The organism is Mesorhizobium denitrificans (assembly GCF_003403035.1).
GTDB lineage: Bacteria > Pseudomonadota > Alphaproteobacteria > Rhizobiales > Rhizobiaceae > Mesorhizobium_G > Mesorhizobium_G denitrificans.
In genome coordinates this window covers 240,277-261,767 of sequence record NZ_QURN01000004.1, presented here as the reverse complement: position 1 = coordinate 261,767, position 21,491 = coordinate 240,277, and the positions used below count along the sequence as shown (strand labels likewise).

Annotated in this window: 14 protein-coding genes; 8 read left to right on the top strand and 6 right to left on the bottom strand. The window is 58.7% G+C overall.

All coding sequences use genetic code 11. The features are described 5' to 3' along the window. Positions 1–11 precede the first annotated feature (11 nt). The 8 genes from DY251_RS06325 (at position 12) to DY251_RS06290 (ending at position 9,476) form a co-directional block, all read left to right on the top strand. Complete coding sequence (locus DY251_RS06325; protein WP_116623012.1) at positions 12–2,384, top strand: aldehyde dehydrogenase family protein; 2,373 nt, start codon at positions 12–14, stop codon at positions 2,382–2,384. Between the two features lie 65 nt (positions 2,385–2,449). Further along, positions 2,450–3,436 carry a Gfo/Idh/MocA family protein gene (locus DY251_RS06320; protein WP_116623011.1) on the top strand — a complete coding sequence of 329 codons (987 nt, stop codon included), beginning with the start codon at positions 2,450–2,452 and terminating at the stop codon, positions 3,434–3,436. Positions 3,437–3,564: 128 nt separating this feature from the next. Further along, entirely contained in the window at positions 3,565–4,314 is a 750-nt protein-coding gene (locus DY251_RS06315) for a M48 family metallopeptidase (RefSeq protein WP_116623010.1), read from the top strand. A 40-nt stretch (positions 4,315–4,354) separates the two neighbouring features. Then, entirely contained in the window at positions 4,355–5,008 is a 654-nt protein-coding gene (locus DY251_RS06310; protein ID WP_116623142.1) for a phosphoribosylanthranilate isomerase, read from the top strand. 74 nt (positions 5,009–5,082) lie between these two features. After that, positions 5,083–6,303 (top strand): tryptophan synthase subunit beta, encoded by a 1,221-nt coding sequence (gene trpB, locus DY251_RS06305; protein WP_116623009.1) that lies wholly within the window; start codon positions 5,083–5,085, stop codon positions 6,301–6,303. Position 6,304: 1 nt separating this feature from the next. Then, positions 6,305–7,144, top strand: coding sequence for a tryptophan synthase subunit alpha (trpA, locus tag DY251_RS06300; protein ID WP_116623008.1), 840 nt, complete (start codon positions 6,305–6,307; stop codon positions 7,142–7,144). Between the two features lie 40 nt (positions 7,145–7,184). Then, a complete protein-coding gene (gene accD / locus DY251_RS06295) occupies positions 7,185–8,105 on the top strand; it encodes an acetyl-CoA carboxylase, carboxyltransferase subunit beta (protein ID WP_116623007.1) in 921 nt (306 codons plus the stop codon). A 78-nt stretch (positions 8,106–8,183) separates the two neighbouring features. After that, entirely contained in the window at positions 8,184–9,476 is a 1,293-nt protein-coding gene (locus tag DY251_RS06290; protein WP_116623141.1) for a bifunctional folylpolyglutamate synthase/dihydrofolate synthase, read from the top strand. Positions 9,477–9,527: 51 nt separating this feature from the next. Here the strand turns inward: DY251_RS06290 and trxA are convergent, their stop codons facing one another. From trxA to DY251_RS06260, 6 genes are all read right to left on the bottom strand, one after another. Then, positions 9,528–9,851 carry a thioredoxin gene (gene trxA, locus DY251_RS06285; protein ID WP_116623006.1) on the bottom strand — a complete coding sequence of 108 codons (324 nt, stop codon included), beginning with the start codon at positions 9,849–9,851 and terminating at the stop codon, positions 9,528–9,530. A gap of 75 nt (positions 9,852–9,926) precedes the next feature. Beyond that, entirely contained in the window at positions 9,927–13,442 is a 3,516-nt protein-coding gene (gene addA / locus DY251_RS06280) for a double-strand break repair helicase AddA (RefSeq protein ID WP_116623005.1), read from the bottom strand. Next, positions 13,439–16,561 (bottom strand): double-strand break repair protein AddB, encoded by a 3,123-nt coding sequence (gene addB, locus DY251_RS06275; RefSeq protein WP_116623004.1) that lies wholly within the window; start codon positions 16,559–16,561, stop codon positions 13,439–13,441. The genes addA and addB overlap by 4 nt, the downstream gene beginning before the upstream one ends. Next, on the bottom strand, positions 16,558–17,262 hold the full coding sequence (locus DY251_RS06270; protein WP_116623003.1) for a nucleotidyltransferase family protein: 705 nt from the start codon (positions 17,260–17,262) through the stop codon (positions 16,558–16,560). Before DY251_RS06270 ends, addB begins: the two co-directional genes overlap by 4 nt. A gap of 20 nt (positions 17,263–17,282) precedes the next feature. Next, positions 17,283–18,776: a tRNA (adenosine(37)-N6)-threonylcarbamoyltransferase complex ATPase subunit type 1 TsaE gene (tsaE, locus tag DY251_RS06265; protein ID WP_116623140.1), complete on the bottom strand. Its 1,494-nt coding sequence runs from the start codon at positions 18,774–18,776 to the stop codon at positions 17,283–17,285. A 7-nt stretch (positions 18,777–18,783) separates the two neighbouring features. After that, positions 18,784–21,339 (bottom strand): sensor histidine kinase, encoded by a 2,556-nt coding sequence (locus tag DY251_RS06260; RefSeq protein ID WP_116623002.1) that lies wholly within the window; start codon positions 21,337–21,339, stop codon positions 18,784–18,786. Positions 21,340–21,491 lie beyond the last annotated feature (152 nt).

Genomic DNA, 21,491 nt, shown 5'->3' with positions numbered 1-21,491 from the left:
GAGTTCGGATCATGAATATTCTCGAACGCTTCCACGCAATGGAATATGGCCCGGCCCCTGAAAGCCGGGAAGAAGCTGACCTCTGGCTCGGCTCGCGTGATTTCAGCAAATCGCTCTACATTGCAGGCGAGTGGCGCGCTGCCTCGGATGGCAAGACCTTCGAAACACGCGATCCCGCCACCGGCAAGGTGCTGACCAAGGTATCCGAGGCCAGCAAGGCCGATGTAGATGCCGCCGTAGCTGCGGCTCAGAAAGCGCTTCCGAAATGGTCCGCCTCCTCGGGCTTTGACCGCGCCAAGGTGCTTTACGCAATCGGACGTGGAATGCAGCGCCACCAGCGCCTGCTCGCCGTGCTCGAATCTGTCGACAACGGCAAGCCGATCCGCGAAAGCCGCGATGTGGACGTGCCGCTCGCCATCCGCCACTTCCTTTATCACGCGGGTTGGGCGCAGACGCTCGACAAGGAATTTCCCGACCAGAAGGCCGTTGGTGTCGTTGGCCAGATCATTCCCTGGAATTTCCCACTATTGATGCTGGCGTGGAAGATTGCGCCCGCGCTTGCCGCCGGCTGCACTGTCGTGCTCAAGCCAGCGGAGTTTACGCCGCTCACGGCGATCCTGTTCGCGGAAATCTGTGAGCGCGCCGGTGTGCCGAAAGGCGTGATCAATATCGTTCCGGGTGGACCTGAAACAGGCGAGGCGATCGTCAATCAGCCGGGTATAGACAAGATTGCATTTACCGGCTCATCGGAAGTCGGGAAGATCATCCGCAGGGAGACTGCCGGTTCGGGCAAGAAACTCTCCCTTGAGCTTGGCGGTAAATCGGCCTTCATCGTGTTCGAGGACGCCGATCTTGACAGCGCTGTCGAAGGGCTGGTCGATGGCATCTGGTTCAATCAGGGTCAGGTATGCTGCGCGGGATCGCGTCTGCTCGTACAGGAAAGCGTTGCCGACGCGCTGATTGCAAAAGTCAAACAGCGCATGTCGCGACTGCGCGTGGGCGCTCCACTCGACAAGAACACTGACATTGGTCCGTTGGTGGACAAAACCCAGCTTGAACGCGTGAAGGGCCTTGTGTCTGAGGGTGCGGCGCAGGGTGCGGATTGCTGGCAACCGGATTTCACCCTGCCATCTTCCGGCTACTTCGTGCTGCCAACGCTGGCGACTGGCGTTTCCCCTTCCAACATTCTCGCGCAAGAGGAGGTCTTCGGTCCCGTTCTCGCGACAATGACCTTCCGCAATCAGGATGAGGCCATCGAGATCGCCAACAACACACGCTATGGCCTCGCCGCGTCGATCTGGAGCGAAAACATCAATGTTGCGCTGCATGTCGCTCCACAGTTGAAGGCTGGCGTGGTGTGGATCAACGGCACAAACATGTTCGATGCCGCTTGTGGCTTTGGTGGCTATCGCGAAAGCGGCTTTGGCCGCGAAGGCGGGCGCGAAGGCATGCTGGAATATCTTGCGCCGAAGGCTGCGCCGGGTGCCGAGATAAAGCCCGCATCGAAAGCAGGTTTCCAGCGTCAGGGCGACTACGATATTCTCTCAATCGACCGCACTGCCAAGCTTTTCATCGGCGGCAAGCAGGTTCGCCCCGATGGCAATTATTCGTTCCCCGTTCTGGATAAGAAGGGGAAGCTCGCCGGCGAGTCTGGACAGGGAAATCGCAAAGACATTCGCGATGCAGTAGCAGCAGCGCGTGCCTGCAAGGCGTGGGGAGAAGCCACGGCCTACAATCGCGCGCAAGTGCTGTATTACTTCGCCGAAAATCTTTCAGGCCGTGCGGCTGAATTTGCCGCGCGCCTCGCGCAGTTGACCGGCGCTGCCCCGCAGGCTGCACGCGCTGAAGTGGACCTTTCAATTGAGCGTTTGTTCTATCACGCGGGCATGTCTGACAAGTTCGAGGGTCGCGTTCATCAGCCACCATCGCGCGCCGTTACGCTTGCACTCAATGAGCCGGTCGGTGTTCTAGGTGTCGTGCCAGGCGATGATGCGCCGTTGCTCGGACTCATCTCAATGGTCGCGCCGGCTCTTGCGATGGGCAACACCGTTGTCGCCGTGCCGTCTGCGCGTTCGCCTCTGGTCGCTACAGGACTTTACGAGGTGATCGAGTATTCGGATATTCCGGCAGGTGCGATCAACATTGTTACGGGTTATCCGTCTGAGCTTACGGCGGTGCTCGCCAAGCATGATGACGTCGATGGTCTTTGGGTTGTTGCAGAGGCTGACACATGCACTTACGCAGAAGTCGAGTCGGTCGGAAATCTCAAGCGCGTATGGACCAGCAATGGCCGCGCAATCGATTGGACATCTGACGCTCACAACGACACCTTCCTGCGCCGCGCGGTCGAGATCAAGAACGTCTGGGTACCATACGGCGACTAGCCGGCTTGCACCGCAGCGCAATTCCAGCAAATGTCCGCACCGACCTAATTCTTGAGGAGGTGCGGATGTTTCGTTGGGGTGTTTTGTCGACTGCCAAGATTGCGCGCGAGCAGTTGATACCGGCAATTGTAGAAGCCGAAGGCAGCGTTCTCGCTGCAATCGCCAGTCGTGATCTCTCCAAAGCTAAAAAGCTGACGGCGCATTTCGGTGCTCGTCACGCATTCGGCTCTTATGAGGAGTTGCTCGCGTCTGATCAGGTGGACGGCGTGTATATTCCGCTTCCCACCTCCCAGCACGTCGAGTGGACTGCAAAGGCAATTGAGGCAGGCAAGCATGTTCTGGTCGAAAAGCCCTTGGCGCTGGATGCGAAAGACATCGCGCCGCTGATCAAGCTTCGCAACAAAAAGAAGGTATTGGTGTGTGAAGCGTTCATGGTCACATACCACCCGCAATGGCTGAAGGTGCGCGAGCTTGTTCAGTCAGGGGCTATCGGCACGCTGAAACATGTGCAGGGCGCCTTCACCTACTTCAACGTCGATCCAAACAATATGCGCAACAAGGTTGAGCTTGGCGGCGGAGCGTTGCTCGATATTGGTGTTTACCCCACCGTCGGCACGCGCTTCGTGACTGGAAAGGAACCCAAGCGCGTCCAGGCGACGGTCGAGCGAGATAAGAAGTTCAAGACGGATACTTACTCGTCAATTCGCGCAGATTTCGGTGATTTTGAACTCTCGTTCTATGTCGCAACGCAGCTGGCCGCGCGTCAATTCATGGTCTTCCACGGAGACAAAGGATATATTGAGGTATCTGCGCCTTTTAACGCTGGTGTTTATGACCATCACCGCGTCGAACTGCACAACCAGCGCCACACGGAAGCCCAGGTTTGGCGCTTCCCCGGCGCACAGCAGTACCGCTACGAGATCGAGACATTTGCAAAAGTGGCGCAGGGCGGTAGCGGCGAAGTGTTCACGCTGGAAAATTCTGTAAAGAACCAGAAGCTGATCGACGCCATCTTCCGTGCCGGAAAAGTGAACGGGTGGGAAAAGGTCTGAAGCCCAGTATCTGGCGACCGTAACCCGCATCCGATCACTGGAAAGTGGTCAACGCGCTACCCATTTGAGCAGGGCCTCCATTTCGGAGGCCCTTCGCATTTGGCTCCGAATCAGCAATCACTGACTGTATGTTTGGCTTTCTCAAGCGCGCGCCCCAGCCCGCCCTGCCGATTGAGCGGGAGCACGAGGTTGCTGGCCGCACATTGCCACTCAAGATCGTACAGAACGACCGCGCACGACGCCTGACGCTTCGTATCGACGCGGGCGGGCGCGGACTTCGCATAACCGTACCGCCCGGCGTGCCCGGCAATGAGGTTGAGCGCTTCCTGTTTCGCCATCAAGGCTGGCTTGAGCAGAGGCTGGCGAAGGTTCCGGATCGTCCGCAGGTGCGACCAGGCATCAAGGTGCCGATACGCGGCGTTCCGCACCTGATCGTTCACGAACCGGCGGCGCGTGGCATAGTCAGCATTGAACAGGACGAGCGCGGACCTTTGATCGTGGTTCACGGCGACCGCCGCCATCTCCCGCGCCGTATCTCGGATTTCCTTAAGCGCGAAGCCAAGCGCGAGATCGAAGCGCTTGTTGCCAAGCACACCATGACGCTTGGCAAGCGTGCAAAATCGATCCGTTTCAAGGATACGTCGAGCCGTTGGGGTTCGTGCTCATCGGAAGGTAATCTCTCTTTTTCGTGGCGCATCATGATGGCGCCGCAGGCGGTCATCAATTACCTCGTCGCGCATGAGGTGGCCCATCTCAAGGAGATGAACCACTCGCCGCGTTTCTGGAAAGTATGCACCGAGCTGTGCCCCGATACCGAGCGCTGCCGGTCATGGCTGAAGCGCAACGGCGCTGCTTTGCAAGCAATCGCTTTTGATTGAATGCCTCGACTTTGCAGCCATCTCGCACTATCTGCCCTTCATGGACATCAAGATTTGCGGATTGAATACGGAAAAGTCGGTCGCGGCAGCGCTTGACGGCGGTGCCAGCCATGTCGGCTTCATCTTCTTCCCCAAAAGCCCGCGTAATATCGCCCCCGAAGATGCGGGCCGCTTGCGGCAGGCTGCAATCGGGCGCGCCAACGCTGTTGCTGTAACGGTCGATGCGACCGACAGCGAACTTGAGCGCATCATTTCGACCGTGAAGCCGGATATGCTGCAGCTTCACGGCAAGGAAGCGCCGGAACGCATCGGCGAAATCAAACAGCGTTTTGGCCTTCCAGTTATGAAGGCGCTTGCCATCAGCACCGCTGATGACCTGAACAGGATCGCGCCGTTTAAAGGCATCGCAGATCGCTTCTTGTTTGATGCCAAGCCGCCAGCCGGTTCACAGCTACCCGGCGGCAATGGCGTTTCATTCGACTGGACCTTGCTTTCCAAGCTTCCGGCTGGACTGGATTACCTGCTGTCGGGCGGCATTAATTCTGAAAATGTCGCGGAGGCGCTGCGTATGACCAATCCTCCCGGCCTCGACATTTCATCCGGCGTGGAAAGAACGCCGGGCGTAAAGGATCCTGCGCTTATTGCCGCCTTTTTTGCCGCTGTGCGACGTGCGAGTGCGCAAAGCGTTGTTTGAGAGTGTTTACATTCGATGCGGGAAAAGGATAAGCGGTATCCCGCGAGCCGGTTGCCGGCCAAGGAAAAGCAAGAATGAACGAGACCGTCCAGCCAAATTCATTCCGCACAGGTCCTGACGAACAGGGCATGTTCGGCATTTTCGGTGGTCGCTTCGTGGCCGAAACGCTCATGCCGTTGATCCTTGATCTTGAGCGGCACTGGAACGAGGCCAAGGACGACCCGGAATTCAAGGCTGAGCTAAGCGCGCTTTCCAACTATTACGCCGGTCGGCCCTCAAAGCTCTACTTTGCGGAAGGTCTGACCCGCCATCTCGGTGGCGCGAAGGTATACTTCAAGCGCGAAGACCTGAACCACACCGGTTCGCATAAGATCAACAATTGCCTTGGCCAAATCCTGCTCGCCAAGCGCATGGGAAAGAAGCGCATTATTGCGGAAACGGGAGCCGGTCAGCACGGCGTTGCTTCGGCGACTGTTTCGGCCCGGTTCGGCTTTCCCTGTGTCGTTTACATGGGTGCGACCGACGTCGAGCGTCAGAAGCCAAACGTCTTCCGCATGAAGTTGCTCGGCGCAGAAGTGAAGCCCGTTTCTGCCGGTCACGGCACACTGAAAGACGCGATGAACGAGGCGCTCCGCGACTGGGTTACGAACGTCGAAGACACTTATTATTTGATCGGCACCGCCGCGGGCCCGCACCCTTATCCAGAACTGGTACGTGAGTTTCAGTCCGTGATCGGCTCGGAAGCCCGTGCGCAGATGCTTGAGCTGGAAGGCCGTCTGCCGGATGCGATCATCGCCGCGGTGGGCGGAGGTTCCAACGCAATCGGCCTGTTCCATCCATTCCTTGACGACAAGGATGTTCGCATAATCGGCGTCGAAGCCGGTGGTCGCGGTCTTGATGGTATCGAGCACTGCGCTTCGATGAATGCGGGCCGCCCCGGCGTTCTGCACGGCAACCGCACCTATCTGCTCCAAAACGAGGACGGCCAGATTCTTGACGGTCATTCGATCTCCGCAGGTCTGGACTATCCCGGCGTCGGCCCCGAACATTCGTGGCTGCGAGACACCGGCCGCGTTGAATACGTGCCGATCCTCGACGACGAAGCGCTCGAAGCCTTCAAGCTCACCACCAAGGTTGAGGGCATTATTCCGGCGCTGGAATCGGCACACGCAATCGCTCAAGCCGTAAAATTGGCACCCACTATGGGCAAGGACCAGATAATCGTGGTCAACCTCTCCGGTCGCGGAGACAAGGATGTCCATACCGTCGCGGGCATGATGGGGATGGAGATCTGACATGACCGACACCCGCATCGACCGCCGCATGGCAAAAATCAAGGCCGAGGGACGTCCCGCTCTCGTCACCTATTTCATGGGTGGAGATCCAAATTACGAAACCTCGCTCAAGGTGATGCAAGCTCTGCCAAAGGCGGGCGCGGACATTATCGAGCTTGGAATGCCCTTCTCAGACCCGATGGCCGACGGCCCTGCTATTCAGGCCGCAGGCCTGCGCGCATTGAAAAGCGGGCAGACACTGGCAAAGACGCTGAAAATGGCGCGTGAATTTCGCAAAACCGATGACGAAACCCCCATCGTGATGATGGGTTATTACAACCCCATCTATATCTACGGTGTGGATCGTTTTCTTGCCGATGCAAAGCAGTCCGGTATCGATGGCCTGATCGTCGTGGACCTGCCGCCAGAAATGGACAATGAGCTTTGCGTGCCCGCGATCAAAGCCGGCATCAATTTCATCCGCCTGGCGACGCCGACGACTGATGACAAGCGCTTGCCGAAGGTTTTGGAGAACACGTCCGGCTTCGTTTATTACGTCTCGATGACCGGCATCACCGGCTCGGCGCTTGCAAACACCGCCAAGGTTTCAGATGCGGTGAAACGCATCAAGGCGCATACTGATCTGCCTGTTTGTGTCGGTTTCGGCGTCAAAACGGCGGAGCAGGCGCGCACAATCGGCGCTTCGGCGGACGGTGTTGTCGTCGGCACGGCCATCGTAAACGCGATTGCCAATGTGCTTGGACCGAACGGCGAGCACACGGCAGACCCGGCGGAAGCTGTCGTAACTCTGGTCAACGGCCTCGCACAGGGCGTGCGTGCAGCACGCCTTGAGACTGCCTAGTTCGCATAACATTTTTCACGACGACCCAAGGGATCGCGCGATGAACTGGATAACCAACTACGTTCGCCCAAAAATCAACTCGATGCTTGGCCGGCGCGATATGCCGGACAACCTCTGGATCAAGGATCCCGAGAGCGGCGAGATGGTTTTTCACAAAGACCTTGAGAGCAATCAGTGGGTTATTCCGGCATCCGGCCACCACATGAAGATTGCAGCGAAGGAACGGCTTCGTTTCTTCTTCGATGGCGGCAAATATGACCTCATCGAAAACCCGAAAGTGGCGCTCGACCCCCTCAAGTTTCGCGATGAAAAGCGTTATACAGACCGCCTGAAGGACGCAAAGTCCAAGACCGGAATGGAAGACGCAATCGTCAGCGGTCTTGGCTCCATCGAAGGCCTGCCCATTGTCGCGACAGTGCAGGATTTCGCCTTCATGGGCGGCTCGCTCGGCATGGCTGCAGGCGAAGCTATCATCCGCGCCTTTGAAACTGCACTCGAAAAAAAGCGCCCGCTGGTGCTGTTCGCGGCTTCGGGTGGCGCACGCATGCAGGAAGGCATCCTTTCGCTCATGCAGCTTCCGCGCACCACTGTCGGGGTGGATCGGCTCAAGGAAGCGGGCTTGCCTTACATCGTGGTTCTAACCAATCCGACAACGGGTGGCGTTACCGCCTCCTACGCAATGCTCGGCGATGTTCATATCGCGGAACCGGGCGCACTAATTGGTTTTGCCGGTCCGCGCGTGATCGAGCAGACCATCCGCGAGAAACTACCGGAAGGCTTCCAGCGCGCTGAATATCTGATGGAACACGGCATGGTCGACATGGTCGTGTCCCGCCTTGAATTGAAGGCCACCATCGCGCGACTGCTCAAGATTCTCATGAAGGCGTCAGAACCTGCCGCAATCGAGCCGGAAATTCTCCCGCCCGCCAAGGTAAAGGCTGAGAAAAGACCCGGCGCTTGAGGATATTCTGGGCAGCGCTTTGCAAGGCAAGAAATCGTGACGACACAAAAGGCCGCTGACCGCGAGATCGAGCGCCTTATGGCGCTTCACCCGAAGGGGTTCGACCTTTCGCTGGATCGCATCTCCCGCTTGCTGGAAAAACTTGGAAATCCGCAAGATCGCCTGCCGCCGGTGATCCACATTGCCGGAACCAACGGCAAAGGTTCTGCCGCCGCCTTTTCGCGCGCATTGCTCGAAGAGGCAGGCTACAGGGTGCATGTCCACACCTCGCCGCATCTGGTGAACTGGCATGAGCGTTATCGGCTTGGCACGTCGAATGGCGGTAAACTCGTCGCGGACGACGTGCTTGCAGATGCAATTCAACGGATTGCCAAGGTTAATGACGGCCAGACCATAACCGTTTTCGAGATTCTGACGGCAGCAACCTTCCTGCTGTTTTCCGAACACCCGGCGGATGTAGCCATCATCGAGGTCGGGCTCGGCGGGCGCTTTGATGCGACCAACGTCATTCGTGAGCCAGCAGTATCCCTCATCATGCCGATCTCAATGGATCACGAAGCCTATCTCGGCGACCGGGTTGAACTCATCGCTTCCGAAAAGGCTGGCATCATCAAGCCCGGCTATCCGGTTGTTATCGGACAGCAGGATCATGATGAAGCCGAAGCAGTCTTGGTGGATCGCGCCGAGCGGCTGAACTGCCCCTTGTGGGTATATGGGCAAGATTTCTTCGCCTACGAAGAAAACCGTCGGATGATTTATCAGGACGAGACTGGACTAATGGACCTGACCCGGCCACGTCTTCTGGGGCGCCATCAATATGCCAACGCGGCGGCGGCCATCGCAGCGGTGCGCGCCGCTGGGTTCGATGTCGGCGCAGACGATGCTGATCGCGCTATGACAAGCGTCGAATGGCCCGGCAGAATGCAACGGCTAACCTCTGGCAAGCTGGTAGATTTGCTGCCGTTGGGCGCAGAACTGTGGGTCGATGGTGGGCACAATCCCGGCGCGGGTACGGTCGTCGCCGAAGCACTGGCCGAACTGGAAGAAAAGCAACCGCGCCCGCTTTTCCTCATTTCCGGCATGATCAACACCAAGGACCAAACGGGCTATTTTCGTGCCTTTCACGGCATGGCGCGCCATGTCTACACCGTGCCGGTCACGATGAGCGAAGCCAGTGTTCCGAATGCAGAACTGGCTGCGCGGGCGCGGGCTGCGGATCTGTCGGCCGAACCGGTCAACTCTGTCGCCAATGCGCTTATGCTGCTTCGTGACACTTGGGACATTCGCGAAACCGCGCCGCGCATATTGATATGCGGCTCGCTCTATCTCGCGGGACAGGTTTTGGCCGAAAACGGCACCCCGCCAGCGTAAAACAAAAAGCCCGGCGCTTGGCCGGGCTTTTCTTGTTCGTTCAATCGACAATCAAACGATCGCACCATTGATCCAGTGAGAAAGCGCTGTCTTGGGCAACGCGCCAACCTTGATGTCGGCAACTTCGCCGCCTTTGAAAATCATCAGAGTCGGGATCGAGCGCACACCAAATTGCGCCGCAAGCTCCGGATTCTCGTCAATGTTCAGCTTGGCGACCTTCGCCTTGCCACCGAGTTCATTGGCGATTTCTTCCAGCGATGGGCCGATCATCTTGCAAGGACCGCACCATTCCGCCCAGAAATCAACCACTACCGGCTCTTTGGCGTCGAGCACATCGGCCTTGAAATTGTTCTTGTCTACCTTGACGGTGGCCATGCTGAAATCCTCTCGAAATTGGATGTTATTACCAAATGTGGTGGTTGCGAACCCGCCGTTCAAGTCGATCTTGTGTCACGCTTGAGTGAGTCGGGCAAGCGCGGAGGCAAGCTTCGTTTCAGGAACCTCGATTAGCCTCGGAGCGTCCGTAAAGACCAGCGCCGCCCTTATCACGCGGCCCGGATAGAGCGGCTTAAGCAACTCTGCATAGAGAGCAAGTTGCAGAATATACGCGTCAGGAACCTGTCCCAGCGCAACTGGCGCAGGGCGGTTTGTCTTGAAATCAACGATTTGCACGGCTTCGGGTGTTACCGCGAGCCGGTCGATTTTACCCGAAACAAAGCGCTCCTTGCCTTGTATGTGCAACGTCCCCGCTATTGCGACCTCTGCGCGCGACCCCTCGGCAAAGAGCGGCGCATAAACCGCATCGTTCAGTATGGCTTCCACGGATTCCCAAGCTTTTGCGCGCTCGGCTTCCGGCCAATCTGCTGCAAACAACGACAGGAAACGACCCGCCGCGTCCGCGCGCTCATCCCTTGCCAGATCAGGCAACGTCTGGAGCATGCGGTGCATGGCTGACCCGCGTGCCGCTGCAAAAGACGTGATACCCTCGGGATCAAATACAGGCGAGCGCGTGTCCTTTCCGGCCTCGACCACAGGCTCGATCAACGCCGCCGCTCCAGACGGCGAGAGCGGACGTGGCAAAACTTCTGGACGCGGGAGCGGCGCGATTGCTGGTGGCTGCTCTTCCTTGCGCGCGGCATCCGGTGCCTCTGCCGCCACAATCGGTTGCTGCGAAACATCCGTCACGCGATAGCGTATCACTTCGCCCTCGGCGACCGGATGCGGCACGCTTGTGCTGGAAACATCCCCGGCAAGCGCTTCCATAACGAGCCGATGCCATACGCCCTGCGCTTGATCCCGCTTGCCGTGGTAGCCGCAAACGATCAGCCTGTCCTCGGCGCGCGTCATGCCCACATACAGCAAGCGCCTATATTCATCGTCAGCAAGGTCACGCAACCGGTCGCGAATGCCGGTGGTGACACTGTTTTTCACCTCAATATCCGAACGCCAAAGGTAGCCCTGCACATTGCGCAAATCGCCCGATGGCCGAAACGGCATCAGCCGCGGCAAATGGTGATCCGAGAAGGGTGCACTGCCGCTGTCCACCAGAAAAACCACGGGCGCTTCCAAACCCTTGGAGGCGTGCACGGTCATTATCCGCACCTCGTTTCGGGTCTGGTCCATCTCGCGCTTGATTTCCGGTCCAGCGCTTTCGAGCGTCGCGATAAACGCGCTCAGTCCGGGCAAGCCGGTTCGTTCTTCCGCCAGACAGAAGCTTAGAAACTCGTCCAGAATATCGCCCGCCTCATGCCCCAGCCGAGCAATCATGCGGCGGCGCACGCCATCTCGTTGAAGAACGCCACTGAAAAATTCGAACGGCGGCCTAAACGCAGCCTCCGTCGCCCAACGATCCAGCATCTCGACCGTCGCGCGTATATCGGCGGCCTCGTCAGCCATTTTCCGCATAGCGGCCATCAGTGGCTGCCTTTTCGGTCGGCTTGCGGCAATGTCAAAAAGTCGCTGCTCGTCAAACCCGAAGATCGGGCTTTTCAATATGCCCGCCAGCGAAAGGTCATCGTGCGGTAGCAGCAGGAAGCGCCCAAGCGCCAACATATCCTGAACAGCGATATGGCTCACCAATTTGAGCCTGTCCGCACCGGCCACTGCTATGTCCAGGTCCTTTAGGCTGCGCGAAAGAGCGTGCACGAAGCTGTCGCGTTTGCGAACCAGCACAAGAACATCCCCTGGCGTCAACCTTCGACCTTGACCCTCAATTATCTCTTGGCTGTCGATCCATTTCGCGATGGTATTTGCCACCTGGGTCGCTAGCTGCACCGCTGGCGCCTTGGCGTGATCGACTGATTTAGTCCAATCTTCCGGTTCTTCCGCTTGCTGCGCCCCTATCGATTCCCAAACCTCCACGTAGCCGGGGTCGTTGTGCCGCCACGCGCTATGGGTGATCGTTTCGGCAGCGAGCCCACGTCGCGTTTCAGCACGGTCGAATACCCGGTCTACCGCGTGCAAAACATCATTTGTGGAGCGAAACGAGAGCGTCAGGCGAACCGGCGAAAAGTCTTGTCGGGCGTCGCGCACCAGATGGGCGAACCCGCGCCCGGACTCAGCGAAACTCTCCGGCGCGGCGCCTTGAAACGAATAGATGGACTGCTTTTCGTCGCCCACGGCGAAGATCGTGCGTGTCACGTTGCGCGCGCTGTGACCGGAGAAGAACTCGCCGGCGATGCTTTTCACCACCTGCCACTGTTCTGGGCTGGTGTCCTGCGCTTCGTCCAGCAAAATGTGGTCGATGCCCTTGTCCAGCTTATACTGCACCCACGGCCCGACATCCTGCCGCGCAAGCAATCGAACTGTGCGTGTAATTAAATCGTTGAAGTCCAGAAACCCTTTGTCACTCTTGAGCTTCTCATACCGTTCGATCAGCTTGTCGGCGACAGTTAGCGCTGCCGCTGTGCCTTCCAACATGCGGAACAGGGCCAGCCGGTCGCGAGCCGCAGAAAGTGCCAGCGCAGCCTCCGCGTAACGTTCAATAACATCTGGCATACGCGCCTGCAGCGCCTTGGTGAAGGTGCGTTCGGCATAAGGCTGGCCGTCCGTCTTTAAAAATCCTTTTGCCAGAAGCTGCATTCTGCGCACCGGATCAGCTTCATTGAAGCCGGCAATCGCGTCGGGCAGAATATTTTTCTGCACCTGCCCCGCGCCCACTTCGTTTGCGATCGTCGCAAACTCGCTGAACGCATCCCGCGGAAACCCCGGCAGCGGCCAGACACTTTGCGCAATGCTTTCGGCTGTCTCTCCCGAAGGAAATCCGAACTCTTCAAAAAGAGGCTCAAAAGCCCGGTCGTCTAGCTCAGGCCCCACGCGTGCTGCGGAAATAAACCGCCGCAAACCGTCACGCTTGGAGATGATCTCGCCGAGCAACGCGTCAAGGCCACTCTCGCCTCCGCGCTCCAGAACCATCGCGAAGGCTTCCGCGATTTCCGGATCGCCACCGTCGGCAGCGCCGGAAATCAGGTCGCGTCGCGCTTGTGCGAGCAGCATTTGTTCCATCTTGGAATCAAGCAACTCGAAATGTGCGGCGATGTTTGCTTCCAACGGAAACTGGTGCAGCACAGACTCGCAAAATGCGTGGATGGTCTGGATTTTCAGCCCGCCCGGCGTCTCAAGTGCCTTGCTGAAAAGGCGCCTCGCGAGCGATAGCTTTGCAGCGCCTGGCCTCGCGCCCTCCAGCGCAGCAATCGCGTCCGTCAGCTTGTCGTCGGGCAGCGCGGTCCATGCAGCCAGTTCCTTGAAAACGCGATTTGCCATGTTGGCCGCCGCCGCGCGCGTGTAGGTCAGGCACAAGATGCGCGCCGGATCGGTGTCGCCAAGCAAAAGCCGAATAACCCGCTGGGAAAGTACGTGCGTCTTGCCGGAGCCTGCATTGGCCGACACCCATGCTGAAATAGCTGGATCCGACGCTTTCGCCTGCGCAGTTAAAGTCTCGGGCGGGATGGGTCGCTGAGGTTTCACTCCTCGTCCCCTTCCGTCGTATCACCACCCGCAGACCATTCAAGCACCCGGGCCAGATGGTCATAATCGCCACTCGTCGCATTTTCCCTGAAGGGCAAAGCGCGGGAGAGGTAGCCGTTTTTCTCAACCTGATAGTGGAGCAGCAATTCGCGCAATCGTTCCCACGATTCAAAGGCCAATTGCCTCCCGCTTTTCTGGCTGCCCTTCAAAATGGATTGATGCTCAACCTCTCCGTTGGGCTTTAGCCTCACATAAGCCAGATCAGCGGGCTGACGACTACCGAACTCATGGAAAGCACCAAGTTCTAGCAGGGCGGCTTCAAGCGCAAGCTGCGGAGAAAGCAGCGTCTGCGCCTGCTTCGTCGATGGGTACGAACCTGTCTTGTAGTCGAGAATGTCTGCCAGACCTTCGCGCAGCAGATCGACACGATCCGCATATCCGGAAAGCGTAACGCCGGTTGTGCCCACAGGCGTTTTCTCGGCCCTCACCTCGGCGTGCCGCTTAACGACATTGTCCGCGCGTAGATCCTCCCATTCGAGAATGCTGACCGCCAGGCTTTCGAAACGAGGCCACCACACCGCATAGACGTCCGTCGGCAAATCCGCCTCTGCAAAGCAGGCACGACCATCGGCCAAGAGGCTTTGCAAAGCTTCCGGCGCACGCGGATCGACACCCGAAATTGAAAAGCGATGCAGAATGTCATGGAAAAGCGTGCCGCGCTCCGCAGCACCGGGATCGCGAATGAGCGGATCGATCGCCTTGAGGTCCAAAATGCGCTTCGCATAAATCGCGTAAGGATCGCGGCGAAGCGTCTCGATCTCGGTGACGGAAAAATGCTTCGGCCGTAAGTCCAGCGGCGGCGTGGGCTGCGGGCGCGGCGCAAACGCGATGCGGGCACTTTCGTCCAGCGCGCGGCTATGGCGCAGAAGCTCGTCTCCACGCGCCTTCATCGGCTGCGCCTGATCCGCCCCTATGAAAGCCAGCAACCGTTGCAGCCAACGCGAGGCGACGGCTGGCGCATCGCCATCACGCGCCGCACCGGTCAGAATGACCCTGCGTGCGCCCATCGCCATCTGAAAATCATGCGCAGCCAAACCTATGCGGCGCTCCGGTGGCTCAAGGCTGATGCCCGCCTTCATCACGCGTGACATCAGCCTGTCCGCCTCTGCCTTGCGCGGCCAACTCCCCTCATTCATGCCACCCAGAATCAGCGTATCAACGCTCTGTAGGCGTGCTTCGAGCGCACCCCAGATGGAAATACGCGGATCGGTGTTCACCGATGGCTTCACAACCTCCGGAGCAATCAGCGCACTCAGAACTGAAGGCCACTCGGTTGCTGCAAGCCCAAAAGGAACAGTGCTTCCGATTGCCTCGCGCAAAACCTCCGCAAGCTTGACGCCCGCTTCATGGCCATAGAGATCGGCAAGTGTGCCGTCTTCCGCACGTCCAAGCGCTTCGAACGCCGTCACCGTCGCGGTCAGCAGATCGAAAAGTACAACCTCACCCTTGGGTCGCAACGCGGCCAAGGGCGCGAACACATCGCGCAATTGGCGTAAAACCGCTCGGGCCTCATCCAGCCGTTCAAGATCGAGCCTCGCCAGCCAGTGTGGTTGGCGTGTCCCTTCATGCGCCAGTATCTCAAGCTTCCTCTCGAATAACGCGTCCAGCGCCGAAATGTCTGGTCGCCCGACACCGCCCCTGAGCGCGATTAGCTCAATGCACTCTGCGGCTCGACGCACGACCGCGCGCGGCAAGCCAAGCTGAATCAGCGGGTGCTTCAGCAACGACAAAATCGCCACCGCATCGCCGGGCTCAAACGCGGCAAGCACGAGTAGTCTCAGCAGTCCGGCTGGCGGCGTGTTTGAGAGCGGTGTGCCACCAGAATCATCGGCTTCGATCCCGAACCGGCGAAGTTCTGTCGCCACGCGACGAGCCAAGTTTCGATCGCCCGTAACCAGCGCTGCGGATTTGCCTGGGTCCTCGATTGCGAGGCGAAGTGCCGTCGCTATCGTGGTGGCTTCGTCCCGCTCATTCGCCGCTTCGACGAGCGTCACTGCCGCAAGCGCCTCGTCAAGAGCGCTCCGACTACTTTGCGTGCGACTCGCCAACCAGACGTCCGTTGCCTCAGCTGGACGAAGCGCCTCGCTGACGATCCAGGCGCGATCAACAAGTGCTTTCGGCGGCAAACCAAGCTCCACGACTTCGCTTCGTGTCACGCCGAGTTTTTTCAACAGTTTTGCCAGACCGAATTGTGGATGCCCGAACACCGACTGATCTGGCACTGCCTCGCCAAGCAGCGTCCACGAGTTTTCATCCATGCTCGTGTCGAGGCCTGGCAAAACGACCGCACCGTTAGGTAAGCGAGAAATTACAGAAAGAAGCGCTGCCGTTGCCGGGATGGAGCCCGTCGAACCCGCCGCGATCACAGGCCCGGCCGGCGGGCGCAGCGCAAGGCGCTTGGCTTCGGCGCGCAGCAGAGCGTCCCGGTGCGCGGCAGGGTTGGACTGGCCACGTTCCTCAAGAATTTGCGGCCAATGCGCTGTTACGATTTCCAGAAAATCGAGTGTTACCTGCCACCAGCCAGCGAGATTGTCGGTAACAAGACCGCGAAGCTGCGTCCAATCGGCACCTTCCAGTTCAACCTCATCGATAAGCTCGGCGAGATCGCGCGCAAGCCAGATGGCGTCAGCAGTTGAGGCCGGCACTATCACATGTTCGTTGTAGAGATCCGCCAAGCTCTGCGGCAATCGTTCCTTCCATCGCTTGACCAATGGCGCTAGCAGCAGCAGTCGGTCGATTGCGGAGATCGGCTGCGTAAGCGAAAGCAGGGAAGCTGAACTCGCATCGAACGCGGCTTCTTCCGCGTCAAATTCCCCGAGCGCCTTGATCGTCGGAAGTATCGCAGCCTTGCCTGCTCCAAATTCCGCGAAGGCCGCTCGCAGTTCACGCGCGGCACGCCGGGTCGGCACGAAGATCGTCGCGTCCGCGATTGCCAATGGGTCGCCTTGTGGCTGAAATCCGGGAACCAGTTCTCCGCCGGCCAGCGCGCTCGCCAAGGTCGGCAGAAACGGTGTGCCAGGCGCAATCGTGAACAGGCGCGGGGCAATCCGGTCGATCATGCGCGGTGACCGGCAGCCCTTGCAACGGCGGCTTCGGCGGGCGCAATAGCATCCGGCGTGCCAACGGTTATCCAGCTTCCTTCCATTTGCAGGCCGAAAAGACGTCCCTGTTCAATCGCGCGGTCGAAATAGGCATTCAGCGAATGCGGCACTGCCTCAGCGTCAGCGAATAATTTCGGCGACGCAATCGCCGCGCCGGCATAGATCAATCCAGCCGGATCGCCCTTGGCGCGCTGAAGACGCCCATTCTTACCGAGCAGAAAATCGGTTCCACCGGAATGTCCGGTCGCTTGATCGAGACTCGCGAGCATGAGCAGAATATCCATGCTGTCCGGTCGCCATGCAAGCGCCAGCCGTTCGAGATTGGGTACGCTCCTGTCAATCCAGAACGTATCTGCGTTGAGAATGTAGAACGGATCATTGCCAAGCAGTGGCCGAGCTTTGACTATCCCGCCCGCTGAATCCAACAGCACGTCGCGCTCGTCGGAGATAATTATCTGTGGCTGCGCGCGGCATTTCACGTGAGCGATGATCTGGTCCGGCAAATAGTGAACATTGACCACCGCTTCCTTCACACTGACGGCAGCGAGACTATCAAGCCCCCAATCGAGCAAGGTCTTGCCCGCAATCGAAACCAGCGGCTTGGGCATCGTATCAGTAATCGGCCGCATACGCTTACCCAGACCTGCCGCCAAAACCATTGCGTGGCTCGGTCTTGCGCTCACGCTGCATCCTCCGACAACAGGCCGTTGCGCTCATAAAAATCGCGCAACTCAGCAAGCTGCGGATGGCGGAAAGCACGACGCACATATTCGCGAATGCGCGGCAAATGCTTGAGATAAATCGGCTTGCCATCGCGCCTGTCCAGCCGAACAAAGCCACCCAGAATTTTCGAATTCCGGTGCGCAGCCATAGTTGCGTAAGCGAGAGCAAACGTCCTGCGGTCGAACGCTCCGGCCGCAGCCCGTGCACTCGCATACGCTTCTACCGTTTCGGTTTCGATTTCATCAGGAATGGTTACGCGCGCGTCCATGGCCAGCGAAGCCAGATCATAGGCAGTTGGGCCGATCATCGCGTCCTGAAAGTCCAGAATGCCCAGCCGATCATTGCCCGTTCGCGTCGCCCGCCAGACAATGTTGGGCGAGTGATAATCACGCATAAGCAACGATGTTTCCGCTGTCGCGATGCGATCCAGCGCGGCATTCCAAAGTGCCTCGAACTCGGCCTTCAGCGCATCGCTCGCGGGCGCGCCGCGCATATAGGGCAAATACCAGTCCATCAGCAGGCTGACTTCAATAAGCATTGCCTCACGATCAAATGGCGGAATGCTATGTCGCGCCCCACCGACCTCGATTTCGGTCGGCCAGTCATGGCGATGCATGTAAGCGAGCAATTGCGCCGCCGCCGCATAACGCTCGGCTACCGGCTTTCCATCCTCAAGAAATGTGTCGCTGCCCAAATGCTCTACAAGCAGGAAGCCTTGAGCCAGATCGGAGGCGTATATTTCCGGCACACTTACACCGGCGTCTCGTAATGCGTGATCAATCGCAACAAATGCCGAAACGGTCTGTGCGGTATGCGCGATAATTGCATATGGCTTTCCATCGCGGACCGGCGGTCCCAAAACCAGTTCTGGCGAATTCATCAGAATGCGACGTGGTTCGCCCGGCAAATCTACGGTTTCGTAAGCGCGCGCTGACGCATCCCCCAGCAAATATCGCCGCGCCGCCTCACCCCATCCGTTCGCGCCGAGAAAATCTCGTATCGCCAAAGAACGCGCAACGCGTGCCAGAGCGGCAACCTCGCCGCTGATGATCGCACGACGACCGTCGCCCTCATGTTCAAGATGGACTGTCACACCTGCTGACAGCTTTGCGCGCTCCGGCCACTCGACCAGCGCAGCGCCGAATTGAAGAGCTTCAGAGAGCCCCAGTTCTTCCAGCTCTTCGGAATCGGACAATCGATAGAGGTCGAAATGGTAGAGCGGTATTCGTGTATCGTAAGCCTGAACCAGCGTGAAGGTGGGGCTCGGCACCTCCAAAACCGGATCGCCTGCCATCGCACGGATAAGCGCACGCGCAAGAGTGGTCTTGCCTGTCCCCAAATCGCCATTCAATGCAATCAAATCGCCCGGTCGCAATGCCAGGGCGATGTCTTCGCCCAAACGCTTCGCTGCGGCCTCATCGGCGAGGAACAACTCAATCTGCGCGGCCATTCGCGGCCTACTCTGCGGCTTCGCGTATGCCGCCATCAGGCGGAAAAGGAAAGAAGCAGATGACCGTGGTGCCTTTGCCGGAACCGGTCTCAATCTTCACCGTTCCACCATGCAATTCTACGAAACTTTTCACGATGGAGAGGCCGAGGCCAGCGCCGCGCCTGCGGCCGCCATTTGCTCGCGCCTCAAAGCGAGAAAACACCACGCCGAGCATTTCCTCAGACATGCCTGGACCATCGTCGTGTACAGAAAACTCCACGCCATTGTGCACCTGGCGGCACGCCAGCGTTATCGTGCTCTCAGGCGGAGCGAAGTTGGCAGCGTTGCTCAGCAGATTGTAAAGCACCTGCCTGACCCGCATTTCGTCACCGTAGAAGGTGCGCGGCGCCGCCTTCGTCTCAAGCTTCAGCGCGATGTGATGCTCGGCGAGACGATCCGAGATCAGAGCAGCGGCAGCGTCGATAGCCTGCCCTATTGGCACTTCCGCCATATCAAGCTGCATGAAGCCGGCATCAACGGTGGCAAGGTCCAGAATATCGTCAATCGTTTCCGATAACACCACCGACGACGCGTTGATGTGGTCGATGTATTCGCGCTGCCGTTCATTCAGTTCGCCGGTTTGCCCCATCGCGAGCACTTCCGCGAAGCCGCGAATATTGGTCAGCGGCGTGCGCAGCTCATAGGAAATGTGCTGCACAAAATCATTCTTGAGCCGATAGGCGCGCTGCAGCGCGTCGTTCTTTTCATGCAGCGCGCGCTCTACATTCACGCTGTCCGTCATGTCGATAAAGGTGACCATCACTTGCTGGTTCGGCAGTGAAATCACGGCGTAGCGCAGCACTTTTCCGTCAATCAGTTCGGTTTGCCCTTGACGATCTCGGCGCTCGGCGTCGAAGCCGGTGATGTCGGCCATCAACTCGCTCCACGGGCTGTCCTTCGCGACGGCGTCAGAGCGTGCGCGCAATGCAGAAATATGCGTGTCGATCTGCAAGGTGCCGGGCTCAATCTCCCAGAATCGCAGGAAAGCAGGGTTGAAAAGTTTGATCTTCCCATCATGCCCGAAAACCGCAACGCCCTCGGCCAGATTGTCCAGCGTTTCACCGCGCACCCGCACTTCGGTGGCATAGCGGCTCTGCAGTTGCATCTGTTCGGTGAGGTTTTCAAACACCCACGTCACACCGCCATTTGCTTGCGGGCTGCCCACGACGCGCAAAGTCCGCCCATCCGGCAGATGCCAAAGATCTTCTTTTGGATCGACCGCTCGATAAGCTGCGAGAATGCCTTCTTTCCATCCCCGCCAGTCTGGCCGCTCGCCGAGCTTGCCGAGGCTGCGCAGATGGTCGAGCAGCAGAGCGTTCTCAGGCGCGGTATCCAGATATGCGGGATCTATGTCCCAAAGAAGCTGGAACGCGTTGTTGTAGAACCGCAGCTTCTGTTGCGCATCGAAGATCGCGACAGCAGTCATCAAGTGGTTCAGCGTCTCAACATGGTTCTGCTCTGCACGCTTGAGCTTGTCGCGCAGCATCTCCAGATCGCTGATGTCGCGAGCGAGGCCCGCGCCGCCATTCGTCCCGGCGAAGTCAACAACGGACATCATGTGCCGGTCGCCATGCATCACCGTGGAAATATCGTCCCGGTAAAGCGCGGCGGTGCGATGCTTGATTGCGATTTCCTCGCGCACTTGCGTTCCCAGCAACTCACGGCTCGAATGCACCGCTGCCTCCGAGTCAGCTGCTTCGACAGCATCCGCATACGCTCGATTGACCCATTTCAGCTTGCCATCATGACCGCGTATCCATGCGGGCATTTCCAGCCCGTCCATCATCGAAAGCAGGTCGTAATAATCGGAAACGAGTTTCTGATTTTCCAATCGCAGCCGCGCTTGTGCTTGCTGGGAAGCCGAAAGCGCAATGAAGCGAACCAGTACGGATGCGGGGGTGTAGCGACCCTGTACTTCGAGCACGGAACCGTTTTGCGTCTCTGCCATCAGATCAAAATTACGGCGATGTTCGCGCAGTGCCGCGGTTGCCTGATCCAGCATCGCAGCGGATTGCGGGTTCAACCAGCGCCCAAACGCCAGAAACTGAGCCCTGTCTTCAGGCGCGCCACTCTCCGCAGGCAATGCGCCAACAATATCGGCCTTTTTGGCATCCGAAGCCCACACAATCGTCCGCTGGTCGCGGAAGCTCATCAGCGCTTCATATCGCCGTACAATTGCGGTGCTTTCCGCCAAACGAGTTTTGATGTCGGCGTTCTCGGTCGAGATGCGGGCTCTATCACGGATAAGAGTTATTGCCGTCAGAAAGGTTGCCAGCAGCACCCCGGCGACGATTGCAAGCTGCAAGACCTCAGGCGTCGAAAGCATAGGAAAGTGCGGCAATGCAGCCTCCGGCTCCTGTGCCAGAACTTCCGCAACGCCTAGGCCGCCCGCAAGCGCAAATGCGCTCACACGGGTCAGCGCGCGCCTCATCGACACGCGAATCGGCGTTGCAACCCTTGGACTGGAATCCTTTTGGCCGCCCGACACGGCATTTCCCGCGTCGCGCGGGTCTTCCCCCGGCATTTTATACCTCTCCGCCGCAAACGGTGCTTCGCGCTCACTTGCTCCCCGCCAGTGATTAACGAGCGCTGCGAATCACTAAGATACCGAATGGGCGAATCGGCGTGAAGGAGGCGCGTGCGAAAAATATGAGCCGGGCGAAAAGTCAAGCGCCC